The following is a 15,588-nucleotide window of genomic DNA, read 5'->3' as shown; positions in this document are numbered from 1 at the left end:
GCTTCTAGTCTGCAGCTTTAGCCAGCCAATAACATTAAAAAAATAGAGACCTATCAATGAAACATCTGTCTGGATTCAGATTGAGACATATCCATTTGGGCAAATATCCTTGTTATTAGTATGGATATTATTGCCATTGCCTGCGGCGGCCCAGGAGAATGCCGGCAAGCAGGCAATAAGCGACGGGAAAAGTGAAGCAAAAGCCGCGGCATTGCCCGAAATCAAGATAACCACCGGCCGGGTTCGTCCCGGTACACTGGAGGATATAGCCCGAACGGGAAGCAAGACCGATACGCCATTACGCGATATTCCCGCCAGCATTGCGGTCGTACCGGCCTCCGTGCTGCAAGAGCAAGGCGTAACCGACATGAATGATGCCATGCGCAACGTCAGCAGTGTTCAGCCTCTGATGGGCGGCGGTTACGGATTCGGCAACAGCTTCACCTCGCGGGGGCTGGCGTTGAGCTATTTGCGCGACGATTTGCCCGACGGGGGGGCGCAAAACAGCTATTTCCGCACTATGTACGATGTCGACCGCATCGAAGTATTAAAAGGTCCGGGCTCCGCGCTATTCGGCGTTGCCGGCCCCGGCGGCAGTATCAACATGATTACCAAGAAACCGCAATATAATTTTGATTTATCAGTGGGTACCATGCTCGGCAGTTTTGGTACGCGTAATGGATATCTGGACCTGACCGGCGCTATCCCGTATATGCCAAACATGGCTGGACGTGTGATTGCCAATATGGAGCATACCGATGGTTTCCGCGGGCTTGAGCGTAATATCGTCGAGGCCTCTCCCAGCTTTATCTGGCGTTTGGCACCCAACAGAACTCTCTTGATAGACTTCGATCATCGGGAGATGAAAATCAAACCGGATAATTACGGGATACTTTTTGATTTCAATTCCAATATCGCCAACGTTTCCCGGGAAAGCCGCTATTACAGTCCCTTTAATAAAACGGATCATACGATCAATCGTCTCGGTCTTATCCATAACTGGGCGATATCCGACGTTCTAAGTATGCGTACGGCATTTACATTCGATGCCCGGACACTTGAGATAGTAAGAAATGGGGGAGGCAATCAGGGCAATGCGGCAGGTATCAGTACCGGACGCGATGCACGCTCGCAATTCGATATTGCGGGTTACACGCAGCTGCAAAACGAGTTTATCTGGAAAACGAATACCGGCCCGGTCAAACACACATTTCTCGGAGGGTTCGAATACAAGAATACAGACATCACCACCACCCGCAGTGACTTTACTTTAGCTAACGTCAATATTTTCAACCCGGTCAATATGGAGACTTCATTAAACGGACTTACCCGCAGGCCAATTTTTGACCGCAGAATCAGCAGCGACCAGACTTCTTTCTATGCCCAGGATCAGATTGATTTAACAGACAAATTCAAGCTTCGTCTCGGCATCCGCAACGACTTGGTCAAGTACAGCGACAAGGGTTTTCAATTCGTTTCAGGCAATTATGGGTATCGGGAAATCGTGCAGACGAAATCGTTGACCACCTATTCGACAGGGGGGGTATATCAGCCCACCAAGAATTTGGCTTTTTACGCGGGCTATAGCACGGGTGCTTTCATTAACCTGGCAACCGAAGGTCAAGCGGTATCCACGGCGCCCGAGACTTCGGATCAAATAGAGGTGGGAGCCAAAACCACGCTGCTGGATGGCAAAGCCGATTTTAACGTGGCACTGTTCCAAACCAGCCGCAGCAACTATTTCATCACGTTGCCCGGTTCCGGGGGGCAAGCCACCCAGGATGGCAATGACCGGTCGCGCGGGGTGGAAATGTCTCTCGGTGTGCGTCCGATGCCCGGCCTGAATATTATCGGTAACGGGGTGTGGATGGATCCTGAAACATTATCACGCAATGTGGCCACCAATGCTGTACTTGGCATAACGAGAAGCGTTTTTGGAACCCGTCCTGCTGGCGTTGCAACCCATATGGGCAGTTTGTGGGGCACCTATACGCTGCAAAGTGGCCTGGCACGTGGCTTAATGCTTGGTTTCGGGGTCACCTACAAGGGTGATAGTTATGCCGACACCTTGAATCTTCTGAAGATACCGTCTTATGTCGTGCTTGACGCCGCCGTTTCTTATCGCGTCAAAAGGGTGGATCTTGCCGTCAATATAAAGAATTTGACGGATGCAACTTATTATACCAACCCCACATTTGCCGGGGCATTACCGGGTAATCCACTTAGCGCATTCGGCTCTATCCGCTTTAATTTTAATTAGAAATCACGTTCGACAGGGATTAAATACAGGTATCGTCGCTCGCCCCGCCGCTGGCGGGCGGCGAGCATACGCTTGCCTGCAATCGACCCGCATAAGGCATGGATGTAGCAGGTGTGTAGGGCGTAATGCGCTTCGCTTGTTACGCCCTACGGTTTATGACACCTTATGCGCGTGGAGATCTTTGACGCAAAAGGTAGGATAAACCTAAACATCATCTTATCCGAGCCTCCTTTCCCCCACAATTTCAGCAAAAATCCGGCTCGATATGGCTCTTGTGCAAAAGCCGGTAACCCGCTACAGATCGTGCTTACAGCAGGTATCTTCCGTTTTTTCCTGTAAGATTCTACAGCTATCCGGGGCCTTCATTCCGTTGTCTCATAGCACCGTCATTAACAACCTAGACGGGGCAAAAAATGGGACAGATCATGCTAGCACGGCACGGAAACGGTTCACTGGATCAACGGGCGGTGATGGGAATGTATCGGCTGAGACACGAGGTCTTCCATGATCGGCTGGGGTGGGAGGTAACCAACGACAATGGCATGGAGCATGATGAGTTCGATCATGCAAACCCGGTCTATGTCCTGGCAAAAAGCGATGAGGATGAGGTATTGGGCTGCTGGCGGCTGCTTCCTACTATGGGTCCCAATATGCTGAGGGATACGTTTCCACAATTATTGCATGGGCAACCGGCGCCTCGGCAGGTGGACGTGTGGGAATTGAGCCGGTTTGCTGTGACCGTTCCAAAGTATGAAAGCGCGGGATTCGGGTTTAGCGATATTCCTGTACAAATGATGCGGACCTTGTTTCTTTTTGCGCAAAACAATGGGATAAAGCGCTATGTAACCGTAACTACCGTTGCCGTGGAAAGGCTGATACGCAAACTTGGCGTCAACGTCTCCAGATTGGGGGCGCCCATCAAGATTGGGCGGGTTCTAACCGTTGCCTGTTACATTGAGATCGACGCGACTACGGAATTTGCGCTGTTTGGTACGCTTCCCGAGAACGCGCAAAGGAAGGCCGCATGAATATTCTTCTGGTTGGAGAGAGACAGGACACACGGCGGATCGTGCAACTGTTGCTTGAGAAATCAAAACACAGGCTGGAACGAAAATCGCTGGAAAGCTTCCCTGAGCCGGACCTGGAAGCTTACGACATGGTCCTCGTGGATGGAAATGTATACGATTGCGCTCAACAGGCAACTCTATTGCAATGGATTCGGGAAGCCCGGCGACGCTATCCCCATTTACCCGTGGCAGTCATGAATGATGTGGGGTCAGACGGAGCACCCAAAAGTTATGGGGCGGGGAGCGAAACCTTGCGTACCTGTGGTGTTTTTGAATCCAGCGATGGCGTATTGAATATGCGCTGCCGCCTGCAGGAGATGGCCTTGGGTGAGACGGCCGCGTTGATGCGTGATGGATGCGAACGAACCCCGATGGAGCCGGTTACTTTTGAATATTCAGGCCCCAAGTGGAATATGATGGAAATTTCAAAGAAGCAGAGTTAGACGGATTTAATGGGCAGGACAGGGGATGCCGCGAGCGCGTTCAAGGTCCGATCCCGCTTCGGATCACATCTTCCTGCGGAGGCACTGCTCCGCCTGCGTGGCTGCACCATTCCGCGTCGTTGTATCCTGCCCTGCACTCCAAAAACCGCACATTTCATCCTTCCACTGCGGCTGGACTTAGGACTATTTTGGTTGTTTGTAAAACCTTCATAAAACTTTCATTGAAACGCCATCTCTGCCGGTTAGGCTTAACGTGCAATCAAATTTACGAATAGATCCTGGTTTAGCTTTGTATATCACAGGAGGTGACATGAAACCCGAACTATCCGCATTGGTGATGCCCGTATTATCCGCGAGTCAGGCTGATCAACCTTTGCTTAACGGGGGGCCCGGACAGGACTCACCGGCTATGAGAAATGAAGTCGGCTGCTTGAATGATACCAGTAGTACATTCAATGATCCCGATAACTTCAAGGATTCGTATCCTGGTAGGGCCCTCGGCATACGGAATTCCAACAGTTTTAACCGGCGCATTGATCATGCCGCGTGCTCCGTTATGACCAAGAAAAAGCGCTTCGGCTAGGTTTTGTGGGATATGCGCCCATATGACGAACGCCAAGCTGATGCATTATATGTACATAACCGGTTTTTGATGATTATCCGCACTAAAAAGAGGCGGGCATGAACCCTGTTGAAATCACCTTACAGTCGTCTGAGTCCGCTGACATCTTTGATGCGAGTCCTGTCGGTGCACTGCACGCGCTAATGAAACTCTACGAATCCGACGAGATCCTTGATGAAGAGGAAAGCGAGGTAGATTTGATGATTCAATTAAGCGGCATGGTGATGGTATACAACGATTTGCGAAGCGACGAGTAACTCTGCTTCATATCAGGGAACCCGGGATGGATGCCTGAGAACCCGGGTCCGCGTTGAAAAAAGCGGCTATTTGGCGGGCTCGTATACTCCTGTCTTACCCGTCCGGCGCAGCATCTTGTTGACCTCGTCGGCGTGCATTTCTTCTTCGACGATAAGTCCTCGCGCATAATCTTCCAGCAGTACCGATTTGCCTTCAGTGAGTTTCAATAGCTGATAGTAGGCCGCGCAGGCTTCGCCTTCGTGCGCAAGGGATTCCCTGAGGATGTCGCCGATGTCGTGATGATGTGTCTCCAGCAGTGGACCAATGGAAAGAGAAGGATATCCTCCTAGCAATGTAACCAGCTCGCCCGCCTTGTGGGCATGCACCAACCCCTCTTCGGCCTCTTTTTTGAGCCATTCCACGACAGGAATACGGTTGTAGCCGAACACCATCAAAGAATAGTGCGTGTAACGCACCACACCGGCCAGTTCAAGTTCCATGATTTTGTTCAGCAATGCAATGACTTTGTCTTTATCGAAGTTCATATTTTCCTCCTTTTGATTGCAAATAATCCGCGCGCGGCAGCATATTCATGGAGATAGTTCGTCATTTCCCGAGCAAAGCAGAATCCAGGGACTTCTTCCAGGCATTTGACGGTCTCTATAATAGCTTTCGGATTGCCGCGCTTAATTGGGTCATTAGATCAAAGTGCTTCTGCGTGCGCGCCCAGATATTCGGCTACGCCCTCGGGAGATGCCTTCATGCCAGGATCTCCCGTTTTCCAGCCGGCAGGGCAGAGTTCGCCGTGGCTTTCGTAGAATTGCAAAGCATCCACCATACGCAGCATTTCATCCACGTCACGTCCCAGCGGCAGGTCGTTGACTACCTGGTGACGCACGATGCCATGCTTATCGATCAGGAAGGACGCACGTAGGGCGACGTGGTCTGGGTGATCGACGCCATAAGCATGCATCACCTCGCCGCCCACGTCCGCCACCAAGGTGATGCCCACGGGACCGATGCCTCCTTTGTCCACGGTGGTGTTGCGCCACGCATAATGAGTGAACTGGGAATCCACCGAAACCCCGATTACTTCCACATTACGTTTGCGGAACTCTTCAACCCTGTGAGAGTGAGCAATGATTTCCGAAGGGCAGACGAAAGTGAAATCCAGCGGATAAAAAAACAGCACGGCATATTTTCCGGAAATCTCGGTATGAAGATTGAAAGCTTCATTGAAGTTTCCATCCGGCAGGACAGCGGGTTTGGTGAAGTCGGGTGCGAGGCGTGTGACAAGTACGGACATCGATATCTCTCCTTGTGATAACTTTAAAAATTAGGTTTGACTCAGATTTTTATACTATACATGTAAAAAACTATCGCATCTGTGCGGTGTCGCGCATGAGATGAAGTTTGTACGAAGATAGCTTATGGGCAATAAATGCCCAGATATTCCGCGATTGGCGGGTCCATTAATTCAATCTGGAATCCATCTGGTTGCTTCCGTGCCCCTTTCTCTAAAAGTCGGCGGCCAGGAATACGAGCGGGAATTGGATTTGGTCCGGCGTATGGACAGGACACGTCCGTCATCTGCAGTGCCGACCAGATGGCACAAGCCCTGTACTATAAGACCGATGTCGAGCTATTCGGGAACGAAGCCGCGCACATTGCCTCAACGGCATAGCACAATGGGTGCCGCAGGTTTTGAGATCTTAAGTTTTCTTTGGCGACAAGGTCAGGCCCGAATGAGCGTGTGCCTTTTTGTGCTGCCGACGACGACAGTGCAATATCCAATTTCTCTCCACCGGCCCTCAAGAATCGTGGATCCACTGATTCAACAGGTAGCGTGCAGCATGCGGGATTTCCGAGGCGGTCATTCCCACCGGTCCGCCCTGTTGTTTGAGCAGCATATCCGCCGCGGCTCCGTGCAGATAAACCGCCAGCAATAGTGCATTGTCCGAACTTAGTCCCTGCGCCAGTAAAGCACCTATGATGCCGGACAATACATCGCCCGTTCCCGCACTGCTTAAGCCAGGATTGCCGCTGGTATTGATATAGCGTTTGCCGCCGGATACAGCGCAAATGCTGCCCGAGCCTTTCAATACCGTTCGGCAGTTGAAGCTCTTCGCCAGATTCGCCGCAGCGGCCATGCGGTCATTCTGAATCGTCGGGGTATCCGTATTCAGAAGCCGTGCAGCTTCGGCAGGATGGGGTGTGAGAATGGATGGACCTTTGCGCTCCCGTAGCAGAGTGGCAATTCTGGAATGGGTGGCGATAAGATTCAGCGCGTCGGCATCCAGTACCAGAGGCAAGGTGGACTCCAACGCTGAACTCAGCCAGAAACAGGCATCGGCTTGCATTCCCAGCCCTGGGCCGACAACCAGGCAGCTCAGTTGATCGAGCTTGAACATTTCATGTACCGGGCGCAGCATCAGCTCAGGCTGCGCAGTGTCCACCCCGAGCGCGTTGCCGGCAATCAGACCGAGATAAACGCGCCCCGCGCCCAATTTCAATGCCGCTGCGCCCGCCAGAAGTGCGGCACCCATCATCCCTGGTGACCCGCCAATTATGCCGATGCTGCCATATGTGCCTTTGTGGCTGCTGGCGAGGCGGGGCGGCGGCAATAACTTTTGAGCCAGAATCTGATCTATCATCCATGAGCCGGGTTCTTTCAGCGAAAGTGTATTGAGATCGAGATCGTGCAGGCAAATTTCCCCGCAATATTCGGGACCCTGATGAGTCACGAGGCCGGGTTTGAGGCCGATGAACGTAACCGTCACGACTGCCCGGATCGCCGCGCCGCGTACTAGACCGCTGTCGCTGCCCAGGCCGCTGGGAATATCAATGGCCAGCACAGGCAGGTTCATGCGATTGACGGCATTGACCAGAGCAAGGTATCCACCCTCAAGTTCTCGTCCTTCATGGCGATCGAGGCCAATGCCAAATAATCCATCTATCACCGCATCCCATTTTTCATTTTCCGGGATTTCGGTATATATCTTGCCGCCTGAAGCGACCCAAGCATCCAGCATGTGCCGCGCATCGCTGGACAAGGTTGAGCGTTCGCCGGTGAACACAAGCGTTACCTTGAACCACCACCCTTGCAAATGGCGTGCCGCCGCGAAAGCGTCACCCCCATTATTACCCGGTCCGGCGAGTACCAGTACCCGGATTCGCCCGTGGATCAGCAATCTGTCCCGCGCTTCTTCGGCTGCGGCAAGACCGGCTTTCTCCATCAAGGCGGGGGGGTTAGGCAAGGTAGCCACAAGTTGCTCGATCCCGCGGATCTCGGCAGTGGTATAAATGGCGGTGGAGTAGTTACGCATATTATCGTTTATCAAACGTTTATCGGGCTGCGGCCAGCTTGTCTTCTCGTGTAAAATTATATTTTCAACTTATTGATACATTTCGCCGGATGCTTCGACTTCGTGGTGGCAGTGCGCTTTCTCCATTCCGCCTGGAAAAATTAGCGAGCGCACTTAAAATTGCTGCTCCGCAAGTTTCCCACATTTACGCAGAATATTGGCATTTTTGCGCACTCAAGCGCGCTCTGGGGCCAAACGAAATTGCCATTCTTGAAAGGCTACTCAAGGTCGCTCCAAGGGAAGTTCCCCCAGGGAGAAGTACCGGGCAGCAGGCCGATCCTCCCGCGGGGGAACTGCTGCTGGTGCTGCCTCGCCCCGGCACCATCTCGCCATGGTCATCCAAAGCCACCGATATCGCGCATCATTGCGGACTGGAAGCGATAGAGCGGCTGGAGCGCGGCGTGGCATTTTATATTCGGATGGCAGATAAGCCAGTTGCCGGACTCTCGGCCGATGGCAGGACTGCGCTGGCTGCACTGATACACGATCGCATGACTGAAGCGGTGTTCAGCTCATTCGACGATGCGGAAAAGTTATTCAGCCATTTCGAGCCCGCACCGCTCACCACTGTGGATGTGCTGGAGGGTGGATGCGATGCATTGCAAAATGCCAATAACGCGATGGGGCTTGCATTGTCGCAGGACGAGATTGACTATTTTGCGGCCTATTTCGCACGGATCGGGCGCAATCCCACCGATGTGGAATTGATGATGTTTGCCCAGGCCAATTCCGAGCATTGTCGTCACAAGATTTTCAACGCTGACTGGATGATAGACGGTGAGGCCCGGGCGAAATCGCTATTTTCGATGATACGCAATACTCATCAGCAGAATCCGCAAGGCACAGTGGTGGCGTATGCGGATAATTCTTCCATTATCGAAGGAGCGAAGGTCGTCCGCTTTTACCCCGGCGAGAATAATGCTTACGGTTATGCCGAGGAGGAAACGCACATCCTGATGAAGGTGGAAACACATAATCATCCCACTGCGATTTCGCCTTATCCGGGGGCCGCTACCGGCGTGGGCGGGGAAATCCGCGATGAGGGTGCTACCGGGCGTGGCGCCAAACCCAGAGCGGGCCTTAGCGGTTTCTCGGTTTCCAATTTGAACATTCCCGGATTTGTTCAGCCTTGGGAAGCGTACCAGCCGTCGGGGAAGGAGTCGTCCTACGGCAAGCCATTGCGCATCGCATCGGCCCTGCAAATCATGCTGGAGGGTCCTATCGGCGGCGCGGCATTCAACAATGAGTTCGGGCGGCCTAATCTGGCGGGGTATTTCCGCACCTTCGAGGAACTCGTTGCCGGCGAAATGCGCGGTTATCACAAGCCCATCATGCTGGCCGGAGGCATCGGCCATATCGCCGAACGCCATTCGTTCAAGGAGGAGTTTTCAGCCGGTGCATTGCTGGTTCAATTGGGCGGACCGGGGATGTTGATAGGTCTCGGCGGCGGTGCGGCTTCCAGCATGGATACCGGGGTGAATACGGAGAGCCTCGATTTCGATTCGGTACAACGCGGCAATGCGGAGATGGAACGGCGCGCGCAAGAAGTCATCGACTATTGCTGGCAGATGGAAAGGCAAGGCAAGGCTAATCCGATTCTTTCGATTCACGATGTTGGCGCCGGGGGTTTGTCGAATGCGCTGCCTGAGCTGCTGCATGGTTCCGGCCGAGGGGGGTGTTTCAATTTGCGCGATATTCCCTCGGAAGAATCGGGCATGTCGCCGATGCAAATCTGGAGCAACGAAGCGCAAGAGCGCTATGTGCTTGCAATCAGACCGGAGGCGCTAGCGCTGTTCCAGTCGATTTGTGAGCGTGAACGCTGTCCGTTCGCGGTGGTAGGCACAGCGACAGCGCAACAGCAGCTTACCGTGACCGACCCGATATTTGGCAATCAGCCGGTTGATATGGATCTCTCGATATTGTTGGGCAAGCCGCCAAAAATGATCCGCGATGTGAGCCATATCGAGAGAACGCTGTTGCCGTTCGACACGGCGGGGCTGAACTTGCGAGAAGCCGCCTATCGGGTGTTGCGGTTGCCCGCGGTGGCGGACAAGACTTTTCTCATAAGCATCGGCGATCGTACCGTCGGCGGTATGACCGCACGCGACCAGATGGTGGGGCCGTGGCAGATACCGGTAGCGGATGTGGCGGTGACGCTGATGGGTTACCGGACTTGTCGGGGTGAAGCCTTCGCCGTGGGTGAGCGCACGCCGGTGGCACTGATAGATCCCGCTGCTTCAGCACGCATGGCGGTAGGCGAGGCGATCACCAACATTGCGGCCGCACGGATTGAACATATCGGGGAGATCAAGCTTTCCGCCAACTGGATGGCTGCGGCTGGACACCCAGGTGAAGACGCGGCGCTGTTCGACGCCGTGCATGCGGTAGGCATGGAATTCTGCCCCCGATTGGGAATCAGTATTCCGGTGGGTAAGGATTCCATGTCGATGAAGACTGTGTGGGAATCGGAATACAGCCATGGCGGAGCGGGAATCAGAAAAGAGGTCACGGCGCCACTGTCGCTGATTGTTTCCGCCTTTGCCAGGGTAGGGGATGCGCGCAAGACCCTCACGCCGCAGCTACGCAAGGATTGTGGCGCGACGGAACTCATCCTGATCGATCTGGGTGCCGGCAGGAACCGTCTGGGCGGTTCCGCGCTCGCGCAAGTTTATAAACAGGTGGGAGATGACGCGCCGGACTTGGAGGGTCTGGAGGGCGCGGAGAAACTAAAGAGTTTCTTCGCCGCGATGCAGCGTATGAATCATGAGAACAAGATCATTGCTTATCATGACCGCTCCGATGGAGGTGTATTCGCGACATTATGTGAAATGGCATTCGCTGGCCACGTCGGTGTGACCATCAATCTCGATCAGCTGTGCTTCGATATGCTCGCGAACGACGTCGATGGCAATGAATTACGGCCGGAAGCTCTGGGTGGGAGATTCCTGGAGCGCATCATATCCGTTCTGTTCAATGAGGAACTCGGGGCGGTGGTCCAGATAAAAACTGAACACCACCGTGATGCGATGGCTATCTTGTCGGAGGCGGGCCTGCGCGATGCGTGTTTTGTTATCGGTGAGCTTAACGATAAGGATGAAATTCAGTTTCTGCGCAACAATAAGCCGGTATTCGCCGAGAAGCGCGTTGACTTGCACCGCGCCTGGTCGTCCACTACTTACGAGATGCAGAAGCTGCGCGACAATCCTGAATGCGCGCAGCAGGAATACGATCGCATTCTCGATGTCGCCGATCCCGGTTTGCATGCACAACTGAGTTTCGATGTGGATGACGATATTTCCGCACCTTACATCAATAGCGGCATCCGGCCCCGAATCGCCATTTTGCGCGAGCAAGGCGTGAATGGTCATGTGGAAATGGCTGCCGCCTTTGATCGGGCGGGGTTCCTGGCAACCGATGTGCATATGAGCGATATCGTCGCGGGACGCGTTTCTCTCAGGGACTATAAGGGATTTGCCGCATGTGGCGGATTCTCGTACGGCGACGTGCTGGGGGCGGGAGAAGGCTGGGCCAGCTCCATCCTGTTCAACCCTCGCGCACGCGACGAATTTGAAGCGTTTTTCCAGCAAGCCGATAGTTTTGCGCTGGGTGTCTGCAACGGATGTCAGATGATGAGTAATCTGCATGAAATTATTCCTGGCGCCGAGCACTGGCCGCGTTTTGTGCGTAACAAATCGGAGCAGTTCGAGGCGCGATTCGTCATGGTGGAAGTCCAGGAAAGCCCATCGCTTTTTTTTAGCGGCATGAGTGGAAGCCGAATGCCTGTCGTTGTTGCACATGGCGAAGGTTATGCTGAATTTACCGGCCAGAACAAGGTCTCATCTGTTGCGTCACCGGTTACGTTACGTTTTATCGATAATCGGGGCCAGCTCACCGAGGTTTATCCGCTCAACCCCAGCGGCTCCCCCCGAGGTATTGCCGGCGTGACGACTGAAGATGGGCGTTTCAGCATACTCATGCCGCATCCGGAGCGCGGATTTCGTGCCGTCCAGCATTCGTGGCATCCCGGTTGGCGAGACGATGCGCCGTGGATACGAATGTTCAGGAACGCACGAAAATGGCTGGGGTGATGTGTCGGTACAGCGGTGGTGTGGTGCGACTATAATTATCCAGATACGGATGAGATGAGTTCGATAATTCATGATAAGGGAGTGTCCGGCTTGACAATATTTCAAAGTGCTCTGTCCAGGCGTGCTCTGTACAAAGGGGGATTCCTGGCGGCCATGCTATTTGCGTTCGCCGCCGGTCCGCACGTCGCTTGGGCTCAAACCAAAGCGGGCAACAAGGAAAATGTGGACTGTGTGCCGATGGGAAGCTGGATCACGCCTGGCGGGGGAAAAATATCCGGTGCCGACGTCATTGCTCGCGCGGCAAAGAACTCGGTGGTGCTGCTGGGTGAAATGCACGATAACCCTGAACATCACCGGTGGCAATTACAAGTGCTGGCTGCGCTGCATGCAATGCGTCCCGACATGGTTATCGGTTTCGAGATGTTCCCGCGCAGAGTGCAGAAGGCACTTGATCAGTGGGTAGCGGGGGAACTCTCGGAAGCGCAGTTTCTTGCTGCCGCGGACTGGAACGCCGTCTGGAGTACAGATGCGAGTCTTTATTTGCCCTTGTTTCATTTTGCGCGCATGAATCGGGTGCCAATGGTGGCACTCAATATCGACACGCGTTTGCGGCGGGCGATCTCCCAGAAGGGTTTCGATGGCGTTCCGGAGAATGAGCGCGAAGGCGTGATGCCTCCCGCTGCGCCAAGCACCGCTTATCTTGATTATCTGCTGCCGTTCTACAGTGAGCATGACCGTGGTGGCAGGAAGAAAGGGGGGAGCGGCCGGGATGATCCGGATTTCCGGCGCTTCGTGGAAAGCCAGCAACTCTGGGACAGGGCAATGGCGCAAGCCATACACTCGGCGCTGGATCGGCCGGGGCGCCCCCTTGTCGTGGGGATCATGGGCTCGGGACATATCAAATATGGTTATGGGGTTCCCCATCAGTTGAAGGACCTCCGTGTTACCGATATCGGCACGTTGTTACCATGGAATAGCGGCACCCATTGCGCACAGGTGATCGGGGGGCTGGCCGATGCGGTATTTGGAGTTAACTCGTCTTCGTTCGTTTCGCACGAGCCGCCGCGCCAGCGTCTGGGTATCCGCTTTGAACTGGCGCAGGACGGCGGTGCCCGCGTGCTGCAGGTGGAGAAGGGCAGCATCGCCGAATTAGCCGGTATCCGCGACAGTGATCTCATCACGGAGGCCGCAAGTGTCACGATCAAGCGCATGAATGATATTGTGGACATCGTCAAACGCCAGGCCCCGGGAACGTGGCTGCCCCTCAAGCTAAAACGTGGCGGGGAAACGATGGAGATTATCGCCAGATTTCCAGCGGTGCCGGAATGAGTCCGGTGATGGACGGGGTGCGTATCCGCCGTATCTGGAGAAATACCGCATGGTTTTTGCTCCCGCTTTTTGTTGCAACCGTCGCGTCGGCCGCATCCACCCCGCCTCCCGTGGCGGAGGCCGCGGAAATCGACTATGACATTACGGTGCGGATTGATCCGGTTAAGCGCACCATTGAAGGGCGCAGCATCATCACGGCGAAGACATCGGAGGAGTTGACTCTGGTGCTGGGCCGCCGTTTCGAGGTGCCGCGCGGGCGTGTCGATGACTCACCGCTGGGCCCGTCCGCGATTACCGGCAAGATGCGCGCCTGGCGGATCTCGGGCGACAAGCAGATCCCGCGCCGTATCGAAGTCCATTGGCGTGGCGAACTTTCAGCGCTTGATACTTCGCTTGATCATCCGCAGACACTGGGAAGGAATGAACCGGCAAGTGGGAGTGCGGGTACTTTCTTGCCCGACTCGAGCGGCTGGTATCCCTACATAGCGGAAAAACTTGCAAGCTATCGTGTGAACATCGAACTTCCGAGCGGACAACGGGGTCTTGTCGCAGGCCGTCTTGTCGAGGAATCCGAGTCGGATGACGAATATCGTGCACGTTTCGAGTTTCTCGCGCCAACCGGCGGTATCGATCTCATGGCCGGTCCCTACAAAGTGGAAACAAACACGATGCGCGGCGCGGGTGGCAAGCCAATCGAGTTGCGAACCTACTTTCATCCGCAGATTGCGGATCTTGCACCCGACTATCTCAGTTCGGTCAAGGGTTATATCGAACTCTACGAGGCGTGGATCGGAGAGTATCCGTTTACTGAATTCAGTGTGGTATCGAGTCCGACGCCGACAGGTTTCGGTATGCCGACACTCACTTATCTTGGCATCGAGGTGCTGCGTCTGCCGTTCATCCGTGCCACTTCGCTGGGCCATGAAGTATTGCATAACTGGTGGGGAAATGGCGTATATCCCGATTACGCGCTGGGCAACTGGTCAGAGGGGCTGACCACGTTCATGGCGGATTACGCATACAAGGAGCGTGAAAGCCCGGGAGCCGCGCGCGAAATGCGTCGTGGCTGGCTGCGCGATTTCGCTGCGCTGTCACCTGGTCAGGATGCGCCGCTTACCACTTTCACTTCGCGTACTCATGGGGCTTCGCAGATCGTGGGCTACAATAAGGCCGCGATGATGTTTCTCATGTTGCGCGATTTGCTCGGGCGCGAGACCTTCGATCGCGCCCTCCAGGCATTCTGGCGCGAGCAGCGCTTTCATATTGCCTCGTGGGTGGATCTGCGGGGTGCGTTCCAGGCAGTATCCAAACAAGAGCTAAATAGTTTCTTCGACCAGTGGCTCACGCGCGCGGGAGCCCCTGTCGTGCGCATTGCGGAAGCCGGGCGTACGAAATTGGATTCCGGTCATCGTGTTACCGTTACGCTTGAGCAGACGGCGCCCGAGTACCGGTTGCGGGTCCCCATGGCGATTCGCACCGAAGAAGGTGAAGAAATGCATACGCTCGATTTGGAGCGCGGGCGTCAGACTTTTACGCTTGATGTGCGCACTCTCCCGCTGGAGGTGACCCTTGATCCGGATCTGCGGTTATTCCGGCGCCTGATGTCCGACGAGGCGCCGCCGATCCTGCGCCAGATCATGGTTGACCGGACAGCAATAGCCATTCTACTGCCGGAAAGCGGTGAAGTGCGTGGTACTGCCGAGACGCTTGCCGGCAAACTTCAGAATCGTTCCCTGAAATTGGTCCCACCGACCGATAGCCTGCCGCCCGCGCCTGCACTGGTGATTGGTTTGGAGGAGCAAGTCGATGCGTGGCTCACGCGGCATCAGTTGCCTGGCCGGCCGGAGATCGTGCGGGGCAAGGGTTCGGCCCAGGCATGGACGGTAAGTCGATCCGATGGCGTGACGCTTGCGGTAGTGTCCGCACGCGATGCGGCCTCGCTCGCAGCGCTGATACGGCCCCTGCCGCACTATGGCCGCCAGAGCTATGTCATTTTCGATGGAGCCAAGGCGATTGGCCGGGGCGCGTGGCCTACGCGCGTGCAGGCAGTGAAGCTTAATTGAAACGAATGGTCTGTATTTCCCGGATCGAAGCCCGGTCAACTACCGGGCTTTTTGCTTTTTTCCGACTTCGGGACGGGTTTTTTTGTTAAAATACAAAAAGGAACCTCTGAATAA

Annotated in this window: 11 protein-coding genes; 8 read left to right on the top strand and 3 right to left on the bottom strand. The window is 54.7% G+C overall.

Features of this window, described 5'->3' with window-relative positions; translation table 11 throughout:
* The first annotated feature begins 109 nt into the window (after window positions 1–109).
* The 5 genes from SQ11_RS06140 (at window position 110) to SQ11_RS06120 (ending at window position 4,649) form a co-directional block, all read left to right on the top strand.
* A complete protein-coding gene (locus SQ11_RS06140) occupies window positions 110–2,260 on the top strand; it encodes a TonB-dependent siderophore receptor (protein ID WP_232297913.1) in 2,151 nt (716 codons plus the stop codon).
* Window positions 2,261–2,685: 425 nt separating this feature from the next.
* Window positions 2,686–3,288, top strand: coding sequence for an acyl-homoserine-lactone synthase (locus tag SQ11_RS06135; RefSeq protein ID WP_041513457.1), 603 nt, complete (start codon window positions 2,686–2,688; stop codon window positions 3,286–3,288).
* Window positions 3,285–3,770 carry a hypothetical protein gene (locus tag SQ11_RS06130; RefSeq protein WP_041513281.1) on the top strand — a complete coding sequence of 162 codons (486 nt, stop codon included), beginning with the start codon at window positions 3,285–3,287 and terminating at the stop codon, window positions 3,768–3,770. The genes SQ11_RS06135 and SQ11_RS06130 overlap by 4 nt, the downstream gene beginning before the upstream one ends.
* 310 nt (window positions 3,771–4,080) lie before the next feature.
* The gene (locus tag SQ11_RS06125) at window positions 4,081–4,353 is read left to right on the top strand and encodes a hypothetical protein (protein ID WP_041513280.1); all 273 of its coding nucleotides are present in this window, start codon (window positions 4,081–4,083) and stop codon (window positions 4,351–4,353) included.
* Between the two features lie 98 nt (window positions 4,354–4,451).
* Complete coding sequence (locus tag SQ11_RS06120) at window positions 4,452–4,649, top strand: hypothetical protein (protein ID WP_041513279.1); 198 nt, start codon at window positions 4,452–4,454, stop codon at window positions 4,647–4,649.
* A gap of 66 nt (window positions 4,650–4,715) precedes the next feature.
* On the opposite strand, the gene SQ11_RS06115 is transcribed toward SQ11_RS06120, so the two are convergent.
* The 3 genes from SQ11_RS06115 to SQ11_RS06105 all read right to left on the bottom strand — a co-directional run bounded on the left by SQ11_RS06115 (window position 4,716) and on the right by SQ11_RS06105 (window position 7,955).
* Window positions 4,716–5,174: a bacterioferritin gene (locus tag SQ11_RS06115; RefSeq protein ID WP_041513278.1), complete on the bottom strand. Its 459-nt coding sequence runs from the start codon at window positions 5,172–5,174 to the stop codon at window positions 4,716–4,718.
* Window positions 5,175–5,332: 158 nt separating this feature from the next.
* A complete protein-coding gene (locus SQ11_RS06110; protein WP_041513277.1) occupies window positions 5,333–5,935 on the bottom strand; it encodes a peroxiredoxin in 603 nt (200 codons plus the stop codon).
* 505 nt (window positions 5,936–6,440) lie between these two features.
* Window positions 6,441–7,955 (bottom strand): bifunctional ADP-dependent NAD(P)H-hydrate dehydratase/NAD(P)H-hydrate epimerase, encoded by a 1,515-nt coding sequence (locus tag SQ11_RS06105; protein ID WP_041513276.1) that lies wholly within the window; start codon window positions 7,953–7,955, stop codon window positions 6,441–6,443.
* A gap of 89 nt (window positions 7,956–8,044) precedes the next feature.
* Here SQ11_RS06105 and purL point away from each other — a divergent pair, with 89 nt between their 5' ends.
* The 3 genes from purL to SQ11_RS06090 all read left to right on the top strand — a co-directional run bounded on the left by purL (window position 8,045) and on the right by SQ11_RS06090 (window position 15,474).
* Entirely contained in the window at window positions 8,045–12,082 is a 4,038-nt protein-coding gene (gene purL / locus SQ11_RS06100; RefSeq protein ID WP_041513275.1) for a phosphoribosylformylglycinamidine synthase, read from the top strand.
* Window positions 12,083–12,163: 81 nt separating this feature from the next.
* Window positions 12,164–13,411: a ChaN family lipoprotein gene (locus tag SQ11_RS06095; protein WP_306463966.1), complete on the top strand. Its 1,248-nt coding sequence runs from the start codon at window positions 12,164–12,166 to the stop codon at window positions 13,409–13,411.
* Window positions 13,336–15,474: a M1 family metallopeptidase gene (locus SQ11_RS06090; RefSeq protein WP_232297912.1), complete on the top strand. Its 2,139-nt coding sequence runs from the start codon at window positions 13,336–13,338 to the stop codon at window positions 15,472–15,474. Before SQ11_RS06095 ends, SQ11_RS06090 begins: the two co-directional genes overlap by 76 nt.
* Window positions 15,475–15,588 lie beyond the last annotated feature (114 nt).

Origin of the sequence: Nitrosospira sp. NpAV (assembly GCF_000832065.1) — a bacterium.
Classification (GTDB): Bacteria; Pseudomonadota; Gammaproteobacteria; order Burkholderiales; family Nitrosomonadaceae; genus Nitrosospira.
The sequence above is the reverse complement of the archived record's forward strand: the minus strand, read 5'-3'. Positions and strand labels throughout refer to the sequence as shown.